Consider the following 17,471-nt stretch of genomic DNA (forward strand, 5'->3'; position numbering starts at 1 on the left):
GATTGTCATATGAACGTAACGCGACGCGGGAGAGCGCGCTTCAACGGTTCGTACAGGTGGAGAGCCCTCAGGATTCCGATCAACCGCAGGCGCAACGGCGCCGGCACTGCGGCAAAACGCGGCGCCAGCCCCGCCCGGCGGGTCTTGGCCAGCGTCGTCCGCCGGGCGTAGGCGACGCGGTGGACGGTCACCCGCCGGCTCTCGGTGTCGAAACAGGCGAAGCTCGCCCGGCTGTCGGCACCGCGCGGTTCCCCCACCGTGCCGGGGTTCAGCAGGTAATGCGCGTCCGGCCGCAGGGTCGCGCCCGGCTTGCCAGGGCCATCCTCCAGCGGAACCGGGCGGACGGTGCCGTCGCGCCACTCCCACAGCCCGGCCCGGTGGGTGTGGCCGAAGGCGCAGATCCGCGCGCCGGACGGGTGGGCTGCCAGCGCCCGCAGGCTGAGCGCCCGCTTGGCGTCGTCGTCCAGCCGGACCAGCTCGCAGCCGTCCTCCGGGTGCAGCGCGCCATGCACCGCCACCAGCGCACCGTCCACCACCGTCTTCAGTGGCAGGCCGGACAGGAAGGCGCGGGTGTCCTCGTCCAGCCGGTGGCGGGTCCAGGCCACGGCGCGCGCGGCGGGGCCGCTGAACCCCTCCGTCCCGATGGCGCCGATGACGGCGCGGTCGTGATTGCCGGCAATGCAGACGGCGTCGGCCTCGCGCAGCAACGCGACGCAGGCGGCGGCGTCGGTGTTGTAGCCGACGATGTCGCCCAGGCAGACGACGCGGTCGGCCCCGAGCGCCGCGATGGCGTCGAGCGTCGCCCGCAGCGCCTCCCGGCTGGCGTGGATGTCGGAGATCAGGGCGATCCTCACGCCGCCGCTCCCGTCACGACTTGGCCAGGCCGGCCGGACGCACGCGCCGGGGGGCGCGGGCCAGCAGGCGGTCGAGCTTCGGCCGCAAAAACGGCATCGGGTCGTCGAGCGCCAGCGCCTTCGCCTCGCACCGCGCGACCCAGGCGAGCCAGCGCGCCACCGGCACGCCGCCGTCGCGTGCCGCCAGCCGGTCCTTGCTGATGTGGCACCAGCAGGCGCCGGCCCGCGCGGTGGCCGGGGCCGGACGGGGACGGCCGGTCAGGTCGGCCTGCACCATCGCCGGCAGGTTCACCCCGGCGACGGCGCCCAGATGGTGCCACAGGTTGAAGCGCGGGTTGATCTCCAGCAGATGCAGGCGGCCGTCGGGGTCGCGCTTGAAATCGAACTTGGCGACGCCGCGCAGGCCGATCCGCGCCGCGATCGACCGCCCCAGCGCCGCGACGTCTGCGCCCTCGCCCTGGATGTCGGTGATGGTCAGGGCGGTGCTGTGGCCGTAATCGACGGGGTAGGTCCGGAGCTTGCGGCCGGTGAACTCGCCGGCGACCGCGCCGGTGGCGTCGACGTAGAGATGGTGGCTTTCGATCCGGGTTTCCGGCCCCGGGATCAGTTCCTGCGCCAGCAGGTCGATGCCGACCGGGATCAACCGCGGCCACAGCGCGTGCAGTTCCGCCGGCGTGTCGATCCGGATCGCCTTGCCCAGCCCCTCGATCGCGTCCCACGGCGGGCGGCGGGTCAGCGGCTTGACGATCAGCGGATAGCGCAGGTCGAGGATGGGCGCGTCGCTGCCCGGCGCCGGGTGCAGCCGCCGGGTGCGCGGCACCGGCAAATCCAGCCGCTCGGCCAGCGCCTGGAACCGCGCCTTGTCGACCAGAGTCTCGACCAGACCGGCGTCGGCCAGCGCGAAGCGGAAGACGCGGGCCAGCCGGTCGCGGTGACGCGACACCATCAGCAACTGCGAGTCCTCTTCGAAATAGAGCACCGGCTTGTCCGGCTGGGCGGCGCCGAACCGCAGCAGCCGGTCGACCAACGCCTCGTCGCAGCCGCCGTCCCAGGCGAGCAGCCGGTCGGTGAAGCGGGAGTGGGCGGCCGCCGCACCCGCCGGTGCCACCACGGTGCTGCGGATCCCGGCAAGGCCGAGCGGCCGCACCAGATCCATGTCGCCCAGCACGCAGGCGGTGGAGGAGGGCGTCGCCGGGGCAGGGTTGTGCATGATTGTCATGGTGCGAGGCTCCCCCCTCAGGTTCCCTTGGCCGGCGCGGTCCAGCCGCGCAGCGACCGTTTGGCGGCGTCGACCAGCAATCCGCGGGTCCGCCGCCACTGCGCCTCCAGCCGGCGGCTGAGCCGGTCGGGGCCGAGCGTCAGCCAGTTCATCGGCTGTTCGGCGTTGGACAGCAGCGGCTTGTGCCCGGCCGGCGTCGACATGAAGTCGTAGCCGTCCTCGCCCCGGGCCAGCGCGTCCTCGATGGCCAGGACATGGCTCAGCAGGCCGGGCTTCAGCCGGTTGTCCGGCTCGAAGGCGAAGCCGCCCTGGTAGTTCATGACCTGGTTGCGGTGGACGAAGTTGTAGAGATAGCCGATCGGCCGGCCCCCGGCGCTGATTCGGCACAGCCGCACCGCGCCACGCGGCAGGCCGGTGGTGATCAGGCGCTCATGGAAGGGGCGGAAGGCCGGGTTGGCGAAGGCGCCGGACTGGCCGCGCGCCTGCCAGCCGGCCTGGTGCAGCACCTCCAGCGCCGCGAAATCCTCCAGCGCCTCTTCGACCGAGCCGGCGACGCGGTAGTCCAACCCGCCGCGCGCCTCGTACAGCCGCTCGGTGCGGTTGACGGCGGCGCGGGTGTTGCGCCCCAGCCCGCCGCGGAAATCGCCGCCGCCGGCCCGGACCAGGGCGAAATCCACCCATTGCGTCGAATCGGCGGTCCGGACCTGCAACGTATGGCCGGTCTGTGCCGCCACCCGCCGCGCGGCGCGTTCGGCGGCGGCGCTCAGCCCACCCAGCACCAGCTCGTCGGCGCCGGACAACCGCTCTCCCAGCCATAGAAGCGCGGCGGCGGTCACCTCGTCGTCGAAGCGGCGGTCGGCGAGGATACCGTTGTACTCCATGAACAGGCGGTCATAGGCGCGGTCGCCGGTCTCGTGCAGCATCCAGCGGCGGCCGCGTAGCAGGCCGAAGCGCCGGTGCCGGCGCGGACACAGCAGCGCCAGCCCGACCAGCTCGCCGGCCCGGCGGGCGACCAGCAGTTGTGGTTCCACCCCCGCCGGCATCAGCGCCAGCCATGGTCCGATCCACAACCAGGACAGGAAGAAGGAGGAGTCGGAACGCGCCTCCAAATCGGTCCACAGCCTTCTCAGCGCCTCGGCCGGCGGCAGGGGGTGCAGCGCGATGTCGATGTCGGGATGGGCGGCGGTGCCGTCGGCGTCCGTGGGGGGCCTGATGCTCATCGGCGCGGCGTCTCCGGATGAAACTCTCACCAGAAACAACACGCTGGTCCTACGAACGGTCCCGTCTACGCCGGAGAGCCCCGAAAGACTGCGCGACGCAAAAGGACGACAAAGACTTTCACGGCCTATGCCGTTCCGCCGAGCCGGCCCCACTCCAGGGGCGGGCCGGCGGGCCGGCTTGCCGGTGTCAGCGCTTGACGGTGTCCGCCGACTGGCCGAACAGGATCTTCTTGCTCTCGTCGTTCACCGTGGGGGTGCGGTTGGGGTTTATCTCCTGGCCCTTTTCATAGGCGCGGACAACCGCCGGTCGGTCCTTGATGGCGTTGAACCAGCGCTTCAGATTGGGGAAATCGTCCAGGTTCTGCTGCTGACGCTCATGCGGGACGATCCAGGGGTAACTCGCCATGTCGGCGATCGACAGGTCGGCACCCCCCAGGAACGCGTTGGAGGCAAGCCGCTTGTCCATCACGCCGTAGAGCCGCCCGGTCTCCTTGACATAGCGCTCCATGGCGTAGGGGATGCGCTCCGGCGCGTACTGGACGAAATGGTGGTTCTGCCCGGCCATCGGGCCAAGCCCGCCGACCTGCCAGAACAGCCATTCCAGCACCGTCTTGCGCCCGCGCGCATCGCCGGGCAGGAACTTGCCGGTCTTTTCGGCGAGATAGACCAGGATGGCGCCCGATTCGAAGACGCTGATCGGCTCGCCGCCGTCGGCCGGGGCGTTGTCGATGATCGCCGGCATGCGGTTGTTGGGCGAGAAGGCGAGGAATTCCGGCTTGAACTGGTCGCCGGTGGAGATGTTCACCGGCTTGAACGTGTAGTCCAGCCCGGCTTCTTCCAGAAAGATCGTGATCTTGTGGCCGTTCGGCGTCGGCCAGAAATAAAGGTCGATCATCCCAAACCCTCCAGTGATTTATGGGCCAATGGTTTGCGAAAAGGTTAACCGCTTCGCCCCCGCTGGCAAGCCCGCTTCGGTGCAGGGCAGGGGTTCGGCGTACGGCCAAGGCATAATTCCGCTCTACGGAATGCAATTTCATTTTGTTGACAGGGTCGCGGCGGGCTGTCAGTGTGCCCAACGAACATTGAGGCGGCGCTCCCTCGCGAACCTTCATTCTCCCGGGACCGGGCGTCCCGGACGGAGACAACGCATGGCCTTGGACAAGGACGTTCTGGAACAACTGCTGGACACGCTGGCTCGCTTCGTCCGCGAAAAGCTGGTCCCGCTGGAACACAAGGTGGCGGAAGACGACGCCATCCCGCCCGAGGTGATCGGCGCGATGCGTGAGATGGGCCTGTTCGGCCTGTCGATCCCGGAGGAATACGGCGGGCTCGGCCTGTCGATGGCGGACGAGGTGCAGGTGGCCTTCCAGCTCGGCCAGACCTCGCCGGCCTTCCGCTCGCTGATCGGCACCAACAACGGCATCGGCTCCCAGGGCATCGTCATCGACGGGACGGAGGAGCAGAAGCAGAACTACCTGCCGCGTCTGGCCTCCGGCGCGATCGTCGGCGCCTTCGCCCTGACCGAGCCGGAATCGGGGTCGGACGCCGGTTCGCTGCGCACCACGGCACGGCGCGACGGCGACCATTTCATCCTGAACGGCACCAAGCGCTACATCACCAACGCGCCGCAGGCCGGCCTGTTCACCGTCTTCGCCCGCACCGACCTGGAGAGCCGCGACGCCCGCGGCGTGTCGGCCTTCCTGGTGGAGGCGGGGACGCCCGGCCTGTCGCTCGGCCCGATCGACAAGAAGATGGGCCAGAAGGGCGCCCACACCTGCGACGTCATCTTTGAGGATTGCCGGGTACCGGCCAGCGCCATCCTCGGCGGCAAGGAAGGGCAGGGCTTCAAGACGGCGATGAAGGTGCTGGACCGCGGCCGGCTGCACATCGGCGCGGTCTGCGTCGGACTGGCGGAGCGGCTGATCCGCGACAGCCTCGCCTACGCCATGGAGCGCAAGCAGTTCGGCCAGCCGCTCGCCGAGTTCCAGCTGATCCAGGCGATGCTGGCCGACAGCCGGGCCGAGGCCTACGCCGCCCGTTGCATGGTGCTGGAGACGGCGCGCCGCCGCGACGCCGGCCAGAACGTCAACACCGACGCCGCCTGTTGCAAGCTGTTCGCGACCGAGATGGTCGGCCGCGTCGCCGACCGGGCGGTGCAGATCCATGGCGGTGCCGGCTACATCGCCGACTATGGGATCGAGCGCTTCTACCGCGACGTCCGGCTGTTCCGCATCTATGAGGGCACCACCCAGATCCAGCAGCTCGTCATCGCGCGCAACATGATCCGGGAGGCCGCTTGACCGTGGCGGGCGTGGCACCGGACTTCGCTGAGATGGTGGCGGCGCTGCCGCCGCGCATCAGCCACGCGGCGCTCGCCTGGGCGGAGCGGACGCCGGACGCCCCGGCCCTGTTCGACGGGCGGGAGCGGTGGAGCTACCGTCGGCTCGCCGCTGCGGTGGGCCGCGCCGCCGGGCACCTCGACCGGCTGGGGGTGCGCGGCGGCGACCGGGTGATGATCGTCTGCGAGAATGGGCTTGCCGCGGTCACGCTGATCCTGGCGGCGAGCGAGCGCGACGCATGGCCGGTGATCGTCAACGCCCGGCTGTCCGACCGCGAGATCGACACCATCCGCGACCACTGCCAGCCGCGCCGCCTGTTCTACACCGACGCGGTGTCGACCGACGCCGCCGCCCACGCCGCCCGGCACGGCGCGGAACCGCTGGGCGATCCCGAACTGCCGGCGATGGCCGTCGGCCCGCTGCTGGCGGCGGAACCGGAGCCGGTCCACACCGGCAACGAGCGGCAGGTCGGCGCGCTGATCTACACCTCCGGCACCACCGGCAAGCCCAAGGGCGTGATGCTGTCGCACCGCGGGCTGCTGTTCGTCGCCTCGGTGTCGGGCTGGATGCGCGGGCTTTCCAACAACGACCGCACCTATGGCGTGCTGCCGGTCAGCCATGTCTTCGGGCTGGCCTCGACCTGCCTCGGCACGCTCTACGCCGGCGGCTGCCTGCACACGGTGCCGCGCTTCGCGCCGTCCGCGGTCTGGGACGCGCTGGAAACCGACGGCGTGACGGTGTTCCAGGGCGTGCCGGCAATGTACGCCAAGCTGGTGGAGCACGCCACCGTCACCGGCCGGGCGCCGGTGGCGCCGGCCCTGCGCTACTTGTCGTCGGGTGGCTCGGTGCTCGACCTCGACCTCAAGCGGGCGGTGGAGCGGGTGTTCGGACTGCCGCTGCACAACGGCTACGGCCTGACCGAATGCTCGCCGACGGTGACGCAGACCCGGCTGGACGCGCCGCGCGCCGACGTGTCGATCGGTCCGGCCCTGCCGTTGGTGGAACTGCGTTTCGTCGACCACGCCACCGGCCGCGACGTGGCCGACGGCGAGGCGGGGGAACTGTGGGTCCGCGCGCCCAACGTGATGCTGGGCTATTACCGCGAACCGGCGCTGACCGCGCAGGTCATCACCGACGACGGCTGGCTGAAGACCGGCGACGTCGCCCGGCTGGAGCCGGACGGCTGCGTCGCGGTGGTCGGCCGCATCCGCGAGATCGTCATCCGCTCCGGCTTCAACGTCTATCCGGAGGAGGTGGAGGGGGTGCTGACCAGCCACCCGGCGGTGACGCTGGCCGCGGTGGTCGGCCACGCTGTCGCCGGCAACGAGGAGGTCGTGGCCTTCGTCCAGTTCGTCCCCGGCCGCGGCGCGACAGAAGAGGAGTTGAAGGGCTGGGCCGCCGAACGGCTCGCCCCCTACAAGCGCCCGGCCCGCATCATCGCCATGGACGCGCTGCCGGCCAGCCCGACCGGCAAGCTGCTGAAAAGCGGCCTGCGCGCGCTGGCGGCACAGGTGATGGACGCCTGACATCAACGAACAAAAGACCCGAGGGAGGAAACAGGACCATGACGCGCCAGACCAGGACGCAGAAACTCGCCCATCTCGTGACCGTGTCGGCCCTGGCGCTGTCGGTCGCGCTCGGTGTCGGCGCGGCCCAGGCCAAGGAGTTCCTGCTCGGCTCCGAACTGCCGCTCACCGGCAGCCTCGCCCGGGTCGGCCAGGGCATGCAGGAGGGGATTGCCGTCGCCATCGAGATGGCGAACAAGGCCCACGCCGGCAAGCACAGCTTCAAGGTCGAGACCATCGACGACGAGACCTCGCCGGCCAAGGCGGTCGCGGCGGTGGAGAAGCTGGTCGGCGACGGGGTGGTCGCCATCACCGGCGGCTACGGCTCCAACATCATCGGCCCGGCGTCGGAAGCGGCGCAGAAGGCCGGGCTGGTCTACATCACCTCGGGCGGCGTGGCGCCGGAACTGACCCAGCGCGGCTACCCGACCTTCTTCCGCATCAACAACACCGACGGCTACGCGCTGGCGATGATCGGCCTGCTGCAGGAGATCGGCGCCAAGAAGGTGTCGATCGTCTACCTGAACAAGGACGCCACCAGCAGCCTCGCCAAACAGGTCGGCCAAGCGCTGACCGCCAAGGGCGTCACCGTCGGCACGCACGAGTTCGACGGCTCGACCAGCGACTTCAAGCCGCTGATCAACAAGGTGAAGCTGCAGGACCGGCCCGACGCCATCGCCATGGTCGGCTATGAGAACGACTATGTCGGCATCCTGCGCGCCGCCAAGGTGCTGAAGCCGACGGTCAAGGCAATGGTCGGCGTCTGGTCGCTCGCCACCGCGCAGATGGCCAAGGAATTCCCCGACCTGATGGAGAATGTCTACGGCACCTCGATGCTGCCCTATCCGGTGGAGTTCACCCAGCCCGAGGCGGTCGAGTTCGCGGCGACCTACAAGACGCTGTTCAACAAGGACCCCGACTATCTGGGCCAGTTCGGCTATGTCCAGACCCGCCTGCTGATCGACGCCGTGCTGCGCGCCGACGAGGCCGGGACGCTGGCCAAGGGCGGCCTGCCCGAGGAGCTGCGCAAGACCGACGCCAAGACGCTGATCGGCCGCGTCACCTTCGACAAGAGCGGCGACAACCCGAACTTCACCCACCGCATGGGCCAGCACCAGGGCGGCAAGGTGGTGCTGGTCTGGCCGAAGGACGACGCCAACGGAAAGATGAACTTCCCGGCGGTGCCGTGGTGAGTGGAGGCTCCCTCTCCCGGGACGGGAGAGGGCCTGACGCCCAACCCGCCCACCCCCAACAGGGCGCAATCCATGCTTGAACTGACGCTCCAGGCACTGTTCTCCGGCCTGCTCGCCGGCGGCTATTACGCGACCGTGGCGGTCGGGCTGGCGCTGGTGTTCGGCACCATGCGGGTCATCAACCTCGCCCATGGCGAACTGGTGCTGCTGGCCGCCTACGTCGCCTACGCCGCGGAAACCAACTACGGCATCAATCCGGTGATGGCGATCCCGGTGGCGCTGGTGATCGTCGGGGCGGCCTCGGCGCTGGTCTACGCGCTGCTCAGCCGCATCCACCAGGACCGCGAGATCAACTCGCTGATCCTCACCTTCGGGCTGGGGATCATCCTGACCAACGCCATCCTGTCGATCTGGGCGGCCGACATCCATTCGACCTCCAACGCCTGGTTCCAGGATTCCGTCGTGGTCGCCGACACGCTGTTCGCGATGAACGCGGAGGTCGCGTCCTTCGTCGGCGGGCTGGTGCTGATGGCCGGGGTGTGGTGGTGGCTGAACCATTCCTGGCAAGGGCGGGCGGTGCGGGCGCTGTCGTCGAACCGGGCGGCGGCGACGCTGATGGGAGTCAACCCGCGGAAGATCGAGATCCTGTCCTTCCTGATTGCGGCATTGCTGGCAACCTTCGCCGGCTTCGCCATCTACACCGGCAAGACCGTCTTCCCGGCGCTGGGCCATGTGCTGACGGTCAAGGCCTTCATCATCACCGTGCTGGCCGGCATGGGGTCGATCCCCGGCGTGCTGATCGGTGCCGTCATGATCGGCGTCATCGAATCGCTGACGGTGACCTATCTGTCGGCCTCGTTGCAGGAGTTGGCGGGAATGATCCTGTTCCTGGTCGTGCTGTTCGTCTCGCCCTCGGGCCTGTTCGGCGGCGGAAGGGCGTTGGCGCGATGACCACGAAACACGTGAACCGGCTTCTTCTGATCGTGGCGCTGGCTGTCGCCTATGTCGGCGTGCCGCTGCTGTTCGGCGGCAACGCCTATGTGCTGGGGCTGATCGTGGCGGCGCTGACCATCGCCGGGGTGGCGGTGGCCTGGGCGCTGCTGGGCAATCTGGGCGGCATGGTCAGCTTTGGGCACGCCGCCTTCTTCGGCGTCGGCTCCTACACCTCGGCGGTCCTGGCGATGAAGCTGGGGGTGCCGGTGTTCGCCGCCATGCTGCTGGGCGGAGTCGGAGCGGCGGTGTCGTCCATCGCCATGCTGCCGGCGCTGCGGCTGCGCGGCCCCTACTTCGCGCTTGCCATCCTGGCCTACGCCCACATCTTCCAGATCCTGGCGACGGAGATGACGCCGGTCACCGGCGGCGCCGGCGGGCTGCTGTCGATCCCGCGCTTTCCCGCCGTCTTCGGCGTCGATTTCGGCGAGAAAACCGGCGGCTACCTGATCATCCTGACCATCATCGTGCTGTCGGGGCTGGCCTACGACGCGGTGCGGCGCAGCAGCTGGGGCCTCGCGCTCAAGGCGATGCACGACACCGAGGTGGCGACCCGCGTCGTCGGCGTGCCCAGCACCCACCTGAAGGCGGCGATGCTGGCGCTGTCGGCCTTCATCACCGGGGTGGTCGGCGCCTTCAACGCCCATTTCATCAGCTTCCTGGAACCCGACTACGCCTTTTCCAGCGGTTGGACGGTGCTGCCGATCGCCGCGGCGATCTTCGGCGGCTACCGCACGGTGTGGGGGCCGGTGGTGGGGGCGCTGGCGATCTATCTGCTCGACCAGCTGCTGTTCAAGCCGATCATGCCGCACGGCCACCAGATGGTGCTGGGCGTCCTGCTCTGCGCGATGATCCTGTTCAGCCCCGGCGGCCTGATGCCCGCCTTGCGCCGCCGCGCCGCCAAGGAGGCCCGCCATGCTCACGCTTGAAGGGGTGCAGGTCAATTTCGGCGGGGTGCAGGCGTTGAAGAGCGCCAGCTTTTCGGTCGGCGAGGGTGAGAGCATCGGGCTGGTCGGCCCGAACGGCGCCGGCAAGACCACGCTGTTCAACGTAATCTCCGGCGTGGTGCGCCCGACCGGCGGGCGGCTGGACTTCCGTGGCGCCTCGCTCTTGAGGCTGCCGGAATGGAAGCGGGCGCGGCTCGGCATCGGCCGCAGTTTCCAGATCCCGCGCCCGCTCGGCCACTGCACGGTGCGGGAGAACCTGATCGTCGCCCAGCGCTTCGGCGCCGGGAAGAAGGACCCGAAGCGGATCGATGAGATCCTCGACCTCCTGAACCTGCGCGAGAAGGCCGACCGCGACGCCACCACCGAACTGGCGCTGACCGAGCACAAGGCGCTGGAGGTCGGCAAGGCGCTGGCGACCGAACCCAGCCTGCTGCTGCTGGACGAGGTGCTGGCCGGGCTGGAGACCAACAGCAAGCGCGCCTTCATGGAACGGCTGGCGGTGGTGCGCGAGCGCTACCGCCTCGCCATGGTCATCATCGAGCATGACATCCCGACCATCGCGGCGCTGTGCCCGCGCGTGCTGGTGCTGAACTTCGGCCAGATCATCGCCGACGGCACCCCCGACGCGGTGTTCCGCGACCCGGAGGTGATCCGCAGCTACACCGGCGAAACCACGCTGTGAAGGGGCCCTTCCGATGAGCAACGCCTTGGACATCCTGACCCTGCGGGCCGGCTATGGCGCCATCAACGTGTTGTGGGATGTCTCACTGTCGGTGGAGACCGGCAAGACGACGGTGATCGTCGGCCCGAACGGCGCCGGCAAGACCACGCTGCTGCGCGCCATCATGGGGCTGGTGCCGGTGACGGCCGGCGACATCCGCGTCGACGGGCAGAGCCGCAAGGGCATGAAGACCTGGGACAGCGTCGCCGACGGGGTGGTGATGATCCCGGAAGGCCGGATGATCTTCGCCGACATGACGGTGGAGGACAATTTGATGATGGGCGCCTTCCCGCGCGGCTGCCGGCCCGACTGGAAGCGCAACAAGGCGATGGTCCTCGACCTGTTCCCCCGGCTGGCGGAGCGGCGCGGCCAGATCGCCGGCACCCTGTCGGGCGGCGAGGCGCAGATGCTCGCCATCGGCCGCGGCCTGATGGAACAGCCGCGCGTCTGCCTGATCGACGAGCCGTCGCTGGGCCTCGCCCCCGTCGTCGTCGACGAGATCTTCCGCATCCTGGCGCGGCTGCGGGCGGAAGGCCTGACCATCCTGCTGGTGGAGCAGAACACCGGCCGCGCCCTGAAGATCGCCGACCATGTCTATCTGATGCAGTCGGGCAAGGTGGTGCTGTCGGAACGCGGCGACCGGGTGGACCTGGAGCGGCTGCACGCGCTTTACTTCGCCCACGACAGCGTAGCGTGATGGGAACGGGTATGGATGATCTGTTGAACGGCGAACCGCCATCGGGCTTCCAGCAGCTTCTGGGTTATGCCCTGAGTCGCTGGCAGGAGGGGGAGGCGGAGCTGACGATGACCATCGACGACCGCCACCTGAACCGGGCCGGGGTGGTCCATGGCGGGGTGCTGGCGACTCTTTTGGACACGGTTTCCGGATTCTCGGCAACATACTGTCCGGTGCCCGGCCGGGTGCGGCGGGTGGTGACGCTGTCGCTGTCGACCAGCTTCCTGGGGCAGGCACGGACCGGTACGCTGGTCGCCACCGGCCGGCTGCGCGGCGGCGGGCGCAAGATCATCGGGGCGGCGGCGGAGATCCGCCACCGCGACACCGGCGCCCTGATCGCCACGTCGGAAGGCATGTTCAAATACCGGCCGGGCAGCGAAAACCGGGAGGGAACCGAGCCATGACAGGGCAATTGACCGTCGCGCAGCAGGGTCGCGTGATGGTGCTGACGATGGACGACGCGGCCACCAAGAACGCGCTGGGGCCGGAGATGATGGCCGCCGCGCGCGACGCGCTGGTCCGCGCCGCCGAGGATCCGGGGGTCGGCGCCATCGTGCTGACCGGGGCCAACGGAAGCTTCTGCTCCGGCGGCAACCTGGGCCGGCTGCTCGGCAACGCCAAGGCCGATCCGGACGTCACCCGCGCCAGCCTGGAGCGCTTCCACGGCTGGACCCGCGCCATGCGCGCCTGCCCCAAGCCGGTGATCGCCGCGGTCGAAGGGGCCGCCGCCGGGGCGGGGTTCTCCATCGCGCTCGGCTGCGACCTGATCGTCGCGGCGGAGGACGCGGTGTTCACGCTGGCCTATGTGAAGGTCGGGCTGAACCCGGACGGCGGCGCGTCGGCCTTCCTGGCGCGGGCGGCGACGCCCCAGCTTGCCGCCGAGATCATGTTCGAAGGCGGCAAGATCGGCGCGGCGCGGCTGGCCCAGCTCGCCATCGTCAACCGCGTGGTGGCGCCCGGCACGACGCTGGCGGAGGCGATGGCCTGGGCGCAGCGGCTGGCCGAGGGACCGACGCTGGCGATCGGCCGGGCCAAGCGGCTGATCGAGGCCGGCTTCGGCCCGCCCGACGACCAGCTCGACCGCGAGGCCGCCTTCTTCGTCGAGGCGCTGCACGGCGCCGAAGCGGCGGAGGGCATCACCGCCTTCTTCGAGAAGCGGGCGCCAAGCTACCCACGGGGCTGACCGCGCGGCTGTTCCGGCTCAGGCCAGCAGCGACAGGGTCGGGTCGGGCGGGGTGGGGGCGGCGTTTTCCAGCAGGCGGGCGACGTCTTCGGGCGCCCCCGCCACCCGCAGCGGCTCAGACCCGCCGCTGAGATGCACCTCGGTTTCACCATTCGCGGTGCCGCGCAGGTAGACCACACCCAGCGGGTTCACCAGAACGGATGCCCCGGAGGTGTCGGTCAGTTCAACGAATGCCATGGTCGCTTTCCTCTCTCGCGTACGGGTAAAACGGTTTCCCTTGGTGTATGTTTCCACACCGGATGTTCAGTAAGAGGGCATGTTCGGAAGGGGGTACCCCTTCGACCTCTTGAACGCGCCGGAACTGCAACAAACATGGGCGGTTCAGTGGATCGAAGCCAAAGAGCTTCGGAATCCGGATAGGGCGGGCTATAAGCCCGCACCGTGAATCAAGGGAGCGTACCGTCTTGAAGTTGCTCGTCGTCGAGGACGATCCGTTGATCGGCCCGGCCGTCAAGGCCGTGCTGGAGAATGCGGGCTACACCGTGGTCGGGCCGTTGCGCGACGCCGCCAAGGCTGCGCGCGTCGGCGCCCGCGAATGCCCCGACCTCGCTCTGGTCGACGTCAATCTCGCCGGTGGGGAGAACGGGCTGACGCTGGCGCGGCGCCTGTGGGAGGAGAATCATGTGCCGTCGCTGCTGATGACCGGCTTCGACCACCACGCCGAGGACGCGCGCGGCTTCGCCATGGGCCTGCTGCGCAAGCCGGTGATGCCGGACGCGCTGGTGCAGGCCATCGGCACCGCCAGCGAGATCCTGAGCGGCCTGCGCCCGTCGGCCAAGCCGGCCGCGCTGGAGCTGTTCTCCGGCTCCGCCGTGCTCGCCGCGATCCAGCCGCGGGTCCGGTCGGCGTAAGCCACGCCAAGCCATCCCGTCGCCGGGACAACGACCGCAAAAGCCCGCCCGACCGGCGGGCTTCGTCGTTTCCAGACTTCATCAACGCCTTCATCAACATGGATGGCGACATTGCTGAGCCATCCGGCGATGACCCAACGACGGGCCGCAACCAATCACCACCCTTCCTGTTGGTGACCTGGAAAGAACGACGAGGGCCCTGGTCCTCTGAAGTTCCCAGGATCACGCTGCCCCGGATTCCATGACGGAGGGGCAGCACAGCGAAAGGAATCGTCATGAAGAGTCTGATGATTGGTGCCGCCACCGCCGTCGCCCTGCTCGCCGCCCCGGCTTTCGCCGCCAGCAGCAACTCGGTGTCCGGCAGCCCGGCGGCGACCAGCGCCGGTTCGACCACGAATGCTAACCAAACCAACCCGCCCTGCAGCGCCACCAACAGCCTGGGCTGCGGCGGCACCGAAAGCAGCACCAGCAAGAGCGGCACCAGTGGTTCGTCGACCGGTTCTGGGTCGATGACCGGCTCGGGCTCCTCCAGCGCGACCACCGGCAGCGGCGGCAACAGCCTGGGCAACAGCGGCTCGATGGGCACCGGATCGGACGGCCCGGTCGGCACGCAGCAGCCGAACGCCAACGCTCGCGGCCCGCTTGGCGCGGCCGGTCCACTGGGCGCCGGCAGCAGCAGCGGCGCCGCCGCACGCTGATCGGCTGAAAAGCCACCAAAAGGGAAGGGCGCGCGATCCCTCGCGCGCCCTTTCTCCGTCTGCCATTCGTGTCCCGGCGCGTCAGCCTTCGCGCGCCAGCAGCGCCACCGGCAGGGTGGCGAACAGGGTGTCCGCCGACACGGTGTCGCCGCCCTCGATCGCCCGCCCGGTCAGCCGATCGCGCCAGCGGGCGCCGCGGGGCAGCGGGATGGCGGTGTTGCCCCAGTCGGGAGCCTCGCCGAGCTGCCCGACCAGCCGCGGCACCGCCACCACCACGGTGTCGTCCCCCTCCCGGCGGGCGAAGGCGACGACATGGTCGGCGCGGTCGCCAGTCGCCTCCAGCGGCAGATACTCGCTGACCGCGAAGACGGTGGGCTTCTCCGCCCGCAGCGCCAGCGCCTGCCGGGTCACCGCCAGCTTGATCGCGCCATCGGTCCAGCGGTCGAGCAGGCCGGCGGCGCCGCCACGCTCCAGCGCCCCCTCGACCTCGTCCAGCAGGGCGCGGCGCGCCTCATAATCCACCGGCAGCCGGTTGTCGGGGTCGACGAGGCTGAGGTTCCACAGCTCGCAGCCCTGATAGACGTCGGGCACGCCGGGGCTGGTCAGCTTCAACAGGGTCTGCGCCAGCCCATTGACCATGCCGATCCGCGCCACCGTCGCCTGGAACGGCAGGAAGGCTTCCAGGAAGGCGTTGCGGCGGGTGACGTCCAGCGCGTCGTGGATGAAGCCGACCACCGCGCTCTCATAGGCGTCGTTCGGGGCGGCCCAGGTCGAATGGACCTTGGCCTCGCGCATCGACTTGGTCATGGCGCCGACGATGCGCTCGGCGAAGGCGGTCATCACCGCGGGTTCGAGCTGCTCGGGCGAGGCGCCGGTCAGCTCCGCCGGCCAAGCGCCGAGCAGCAGTTGGAAGAACAGGTACTCGTCGTTGCGGTCGGGCGGGGCGGTACCCTCGACATCGCCGCGCCGGGCGCGCAGCAGGCGGCTCCAGGCCTGGATTTGCCGCTCCCACTCCTCCGGCATTTCCGACAGGGCGTAGAGGCGGGCGCGGGTGTCCTCGCCGCGCTTGGTGTCGTGGGTGGTGCTGGCCAGCATGTTGCCCGGCCAATTGCGGGCGCGGTCCTGGTTGGCGCGGTGGAAGGCGGCGACGCTGACCCCGAAATGGTCGGGATGGCCGCCGACCTCGTTCAGCGCGACCAGCCGGTTGTAGCGGTAGAAGGCGGTGTCTTCCAGCCCCTTGGCCATCACCGGCCCGCTGTATTGCTGGAACCGCATGGCGAAGCGGCTGACTTGCCGATGGCTGTAGCCGCTGCGCGGGGCCGCCACCAGATCGCTGGTCAGCAGCCGTTGCAGGAAGTCGTACACCGACCCGTCCGGCCCCTGCTCGACCTTGCGCGCCTGGGAGATCGCCCAGTCGATGTCGCGGCGGTCGAGGTCGGACGGCGTGCCGCCATCGACATAAGTGCGGTAGACCGGGAAGCGGGCGATCGTCTCCTTCAACGCCTGATGCAGGATGTTGGCGGTGAAATCGGCGGTCGCCGGGTTGGAGCGGGCGATGCGGGCCGCCTTGCGCGCCAGCACATGCAGCTCGCTCGCCATCTCGCTTTCCATGATGCGGATCTTGGAGCGCCGCACCACCTCCTCGAACGGTTCGTCGCGGCCGATGAAGCCGGCGTAGAGGCGGGTGAACGCCTCCTCCCCCTTGGGATCGACGAACAGGCCGCCCATCAGGTTGGCGAACTCGTAACCGGTGGTGCCGTCGATCGGCCAGTCCTCGCGCAGCCGCTCGTGGCGGGCGAGGATCTTCTCCACCACCAGATAGAAGGGCTTGGACGACGCGCGGACCAGCCGCTCGCAATAGCCCTTGGGGTCGATCAGCCCGTCGATGTGGTCGATGCGGATGCCGTCGAGCGTCCCGTCATCCACCAGCGACAGCACCAGCCGGTGGGCGACGTCGAACAGCTCCGGCTCGTCCATGCGCAGGCCGGCCAGCTCGTTGATGTTGAAGAAGCGGCGGTAGTTGATGTCGTCGGCCGCCACCTTGAAATAGGCGACGCGCCAGTTCTGCTGGGCGATCAGCGTGTGCAGGCGGCCCCAGCTCTCCGTCTCGCCGGCGTAGCCGCGGAAGACGGCAAGGCGCTGGTTGATCGCGTCGGCCACATCGGGCCGGGCGGCGACCAGGGCCGCCAGCTCCGCCTTCTGGATGGCCGCCCGCCGGATCTGGTGGGGCCGCGCGTAGGCGAGGTGGGTGAAGGCGTCGCCGATCCGTTCCAGGTCGGGGTGGTCGATGCCGAGGATGGTGCCGTAATCCTGCGGCCGCACCGGCAGCTTGTGGGTGTCGTAGGCCCAGACGGCGAAGCTGCCGGCCGCCGCGTCGAAGCGCAGCTCCAGCCCGCCCGACGCCAGCACCGCGCCATACTGGTCGCCCAGGACGGGCACCAGCAGCTTGCCCTGGAGGTAGCGGTAGTCCGAGTCCCATTCGATGTCGAAATACCCGGCATACGGGCTTTCCGGTCCCCATTCCAGCACATCCAGCCACCATTCGTTGTCGGCGCCGCCGACCCCCATGTGGTTGGGGACGAAGTCGAGGATCTGGCCCAGACCGTTGCGCTTCAGCGCGTCGACCATGGCGCCGAAGGCGGCCTCGTCGCCCAGTTCCGGGTTCAGGGCGTTGTGGTCGACGATGTCGTAACCGTGGGTGCTGCCCGGCCGCGCCTTCATGTAGGGCGAGGCGTAGAGATGGCTGACGCCGAGCCGGGCGAGATAGTCGGCGATGGCGGCGGTCCGGTCGAAGCCGAAATCGCCGTTCAGTTGGACCCGGTACGTCGCGCGAGGGATAGGCTTGCCGGCGGCGGGGGCCATGGGCGTGTGCTCCTGAAATCGGGAGGTCGGGAG

General features: G+C 69.5%; 17 protein-coding genes. 11 read left to right on the plus strand and 6 right to left on the minus strand.

The genetic code is table 11. The annotated features are described in order from the left end of the window. Nucleotides 1-5: 5 nt before the first annotated feature. The 4 genes from TSO352_RS03020 to TSO352_RS03035 all read right to left on the minus strand — a co-directional run bounded on the left by TSO352_RS03020 (nucleotide 6) and on the right by TSO352_RS03035 (nucleotide 4,188). A complete protein-coding gene (locus TSO352_RS03020) occupies nucleotides 6-854 on the minus strand; it encodes a metallophosphoesterase family protein (RefSeq protein WP_109105893.1) in 849 nt (282 codons plus the stop codon). A gap of 13 nt (nucleotides 855-867) precedes the next feature. Then, on the minus strand, nucleotides 868-2,073 hold the full coding sequence (locus tag TSO352_RS03025) for an ATP-grasp domain-containing protein (protein WP_146210701.1): 1,206 nt from the start codon (nucleotides 2,071-2,073) through the stop codon (nucleotides 868-870). A 17-nt stretch (nucleotides 2,074-2,090) separates the two neighbouring features. After that, nucleotides 2,091-3,293: a GNAT family N-acetyltransferase gene (locus TSO352_RS03030; RefSeq protein WP_109105895.1), complete on the minus strand. Its 1,203-nt coding sequence runs from the start codon at nucleotides 3,291-3,293 to the stop codon at nucleotides 2,091-2,093. Nucleotides 3,294-3,480: 187 nt separating this feature from the next. Further along, on the minus strand, nucleotides 3,481-4,188 hold the full coding sequence (locus TSO352_RS03035) for a glutathione binding-like protein (RefSeq protein WP_109105896.1): 708 nt from the start codon (nucleotides 4,186-4,188) through the stop codon (nucleotides 3,481-3,483). Nucleotides 4,189-4,441: 253 nt separating this feature from the next. Between TSO352_RS03035 and TSO352_RS03040 the strand changes: the two genes are divergently transcribed. The 9 genes from TSO352_RS03040 to TSO352_RS03080 all read left to right on the plus strand — a co-directional run bounded on the left by TSO352_RS03040 (nucleotide 4,442) and on the right by TSO352_RS03080 (nucleotide 12,967). Continuing rightward, entirely contained in the window at nucleotides 4,442-5,593 is a 1,152-nt protein-coding gene (locus TSO352_RS03040) for an acyl-CoA dehydrogenase family protein (RefSeq protein WP_109105897.1), read from the plus strand. Between the two features lie 2 nt (nucleotides 5,594-5,595). Further along, the gene (locus tag TSO352_RS03045; RefSeq protein ID WP_247871952.1) at nucleotides 5,596-7,158 is read left to right on the plus strand and encodes an AMP-binding protein; all 1,563 of its coding nucleotides are present in this window, start codon (nucleotides 5,596-5,598) and stop codon (nucleotides 7,156-7,158) included. Between the two features lie 38 nt (nucleotides 7,159-7,196). Then, nucleotides 7,197-8,390 (plus strand): ABC transporter substrate-binding protein, encoded by a 1,194-nt coding sequence (locus TSO352_RS03050; protein ID WP_109105899.1) that lies wholly within the window; start codon nucleotides 7,197-7,199, stop codon nucleotides 8,388-8,390. 72 nt (nucleotides 8,391-8,462) lie between these two features. Beyond that, nucleotides 8,463-9,341, plus strand: a complete 879-nt coding sequence (locus tag TSO352_RS03055) for a branched-chain amino acid ABC transporter permease (RefSeq protein WP_109105900.1) — start codon at nucleotides 8,463-8,465, stop codon at nucleotides 9,339-9,341. Then, on the plus strand, nucleotides 9,338-10,309 hold the full coding sequence (locus TSO352_RS03060; RefSeq protein WP_109105901.1) for a branched-chain amino acid ABC transporter permease: 972 nt from the start codon (nucleotides 9,338-9,340) through the stop codon (nucleotides 10,307-10,309). The genes TSO352_RS03055 and TSO352_RS03060 overlap by 4 nt, the downstream gene beginning before the upstream one ends. Then, nucleotides 10,296-11,009, plus strand: coding sequence for an ATP-binding cassette domain-containing protein (locus TSO352_RS03065; protein WP_109105902.1), 714 nt, complete (start codon nucleotides 10,296-10,298; stop codon nucleotides 11,007-11,009). The genes TSO352_RS03060 and TSO352_RS03065 overlap by 14 nt, the downstream gene beginning before the upstream one ends. A 13-nt stretch (nucleotides 11,010-11,022) precedes the next feature. Beyond that, nucleotides 11,023-11,745 carry an ABC transporter ATP-binding protein gene (locus tag TSO352_RS03070; protein ID WP_109105903.1) on the plus strand — a complete coding sequence of 241 codons (723 nt, stop codon included), beginning with the start codon at nucleotides 11,023-11,025 and terminating at the stop codon, nucleotides 11,743-11,745. A gap of 11 nt (nucleotides 11,746-11,756) precedes the next feature. Further along, nucleotides 11,757-12,188, plus strand: a complete 432-nt coding sequence (locus tag TSO352_RS03075) for a PaaI family thioesterase (protein ID WP_247871869.1) — start codon at nucleotides 11,757-11,759, stop codon at nucleotides 12,186-12,188. Further along, on the plus strand, nucleotides 12,185-12,967 hold the full coding sequence (locus TSO352_RS03080; RefSeq protein WP_109105905.1) for an enoyl-CoA hydratase family protein: 783 nt from the start codon (nucleotides 12,185-12,187) through the stop codon (nucleotides 12,965-12,967). Before TSO352_RS03075 ends, TSO352_RS03080 begins: the two co-directional genes overlap by 4 nt. 18 nt (nucleotides 12,968-12,985) lie before the next feature. Here TSO352_RS03080 and TSO352_RS03085 read toward each other — a convergent pair whose 3' ends face one another. Further along, on the minus strand, nucleotides 12,986-13,204 hold the full coding sequence (locus TSO352_RS03085; protein ID WP_109105906.1) for a hypothetical protein: 219 nt from the start codon (nucleotides 13,202-13,204) through the stop codon (nucleotides 12,986-12,988). Between the two features lie 227 nt (nucleotides 13,205-13,431). On the opposite strand from TSO352_RS03085, the gene TSO352_RS03090 reads away from it, so the two are divergent. Together TSO352_RS03090 and TSO352_RS03095 are read left to right on the plus strand one after the other, a co-directional pair. Next, entirely contained in the window at nucleotides 13,432-13,878 is a 447-nt protein-coding gene (locus tag TSO352_RS03090) for a response regulator (RefSeq protein WP_109105907.1), read from the plus strand. Between the two features lie 275 nt (nucleotides 13,879-14,153). After that, nucleotides 14,154-14,576 carry a hypothetical protein gene (locus TSO352_RS03095; protein WP_199231466.1) on the plus strand — a complete coding sequence of 141 codons (423 nt, stop codon included), beginning with the start codon at nucleotides 14,154-14,156 and terminating at the stop codon, nucleotides 14,574-14,576. Between the two features lie 81 nt (nucleotides 14,577-14,657). Here the strand turns inward: TSO352_RS03095 and treY are convergent, their stop codons facing one another. Then, a complete protein-coding gene (gene treY, locus TSO352_RS03100) occupies nucleotides 14,658-17,438 on the minus strand; it encodes a malto-oligosyltrehalose synthase (protein ID WP_109105908.1) in 2,781 nt (926 codons plus the stop codon). Nucleotides 17,439-17,471: the final 33 nt, after the last annotated feature.

This window comes from Azospirillum sp. TSO35-2, from assembly GCF_003116095.1.
GTDB lineage: Bacteria > Pseudomonadota > Alphaproteobacteria > Azospirillales > Azospirillaceae > Azospirillum.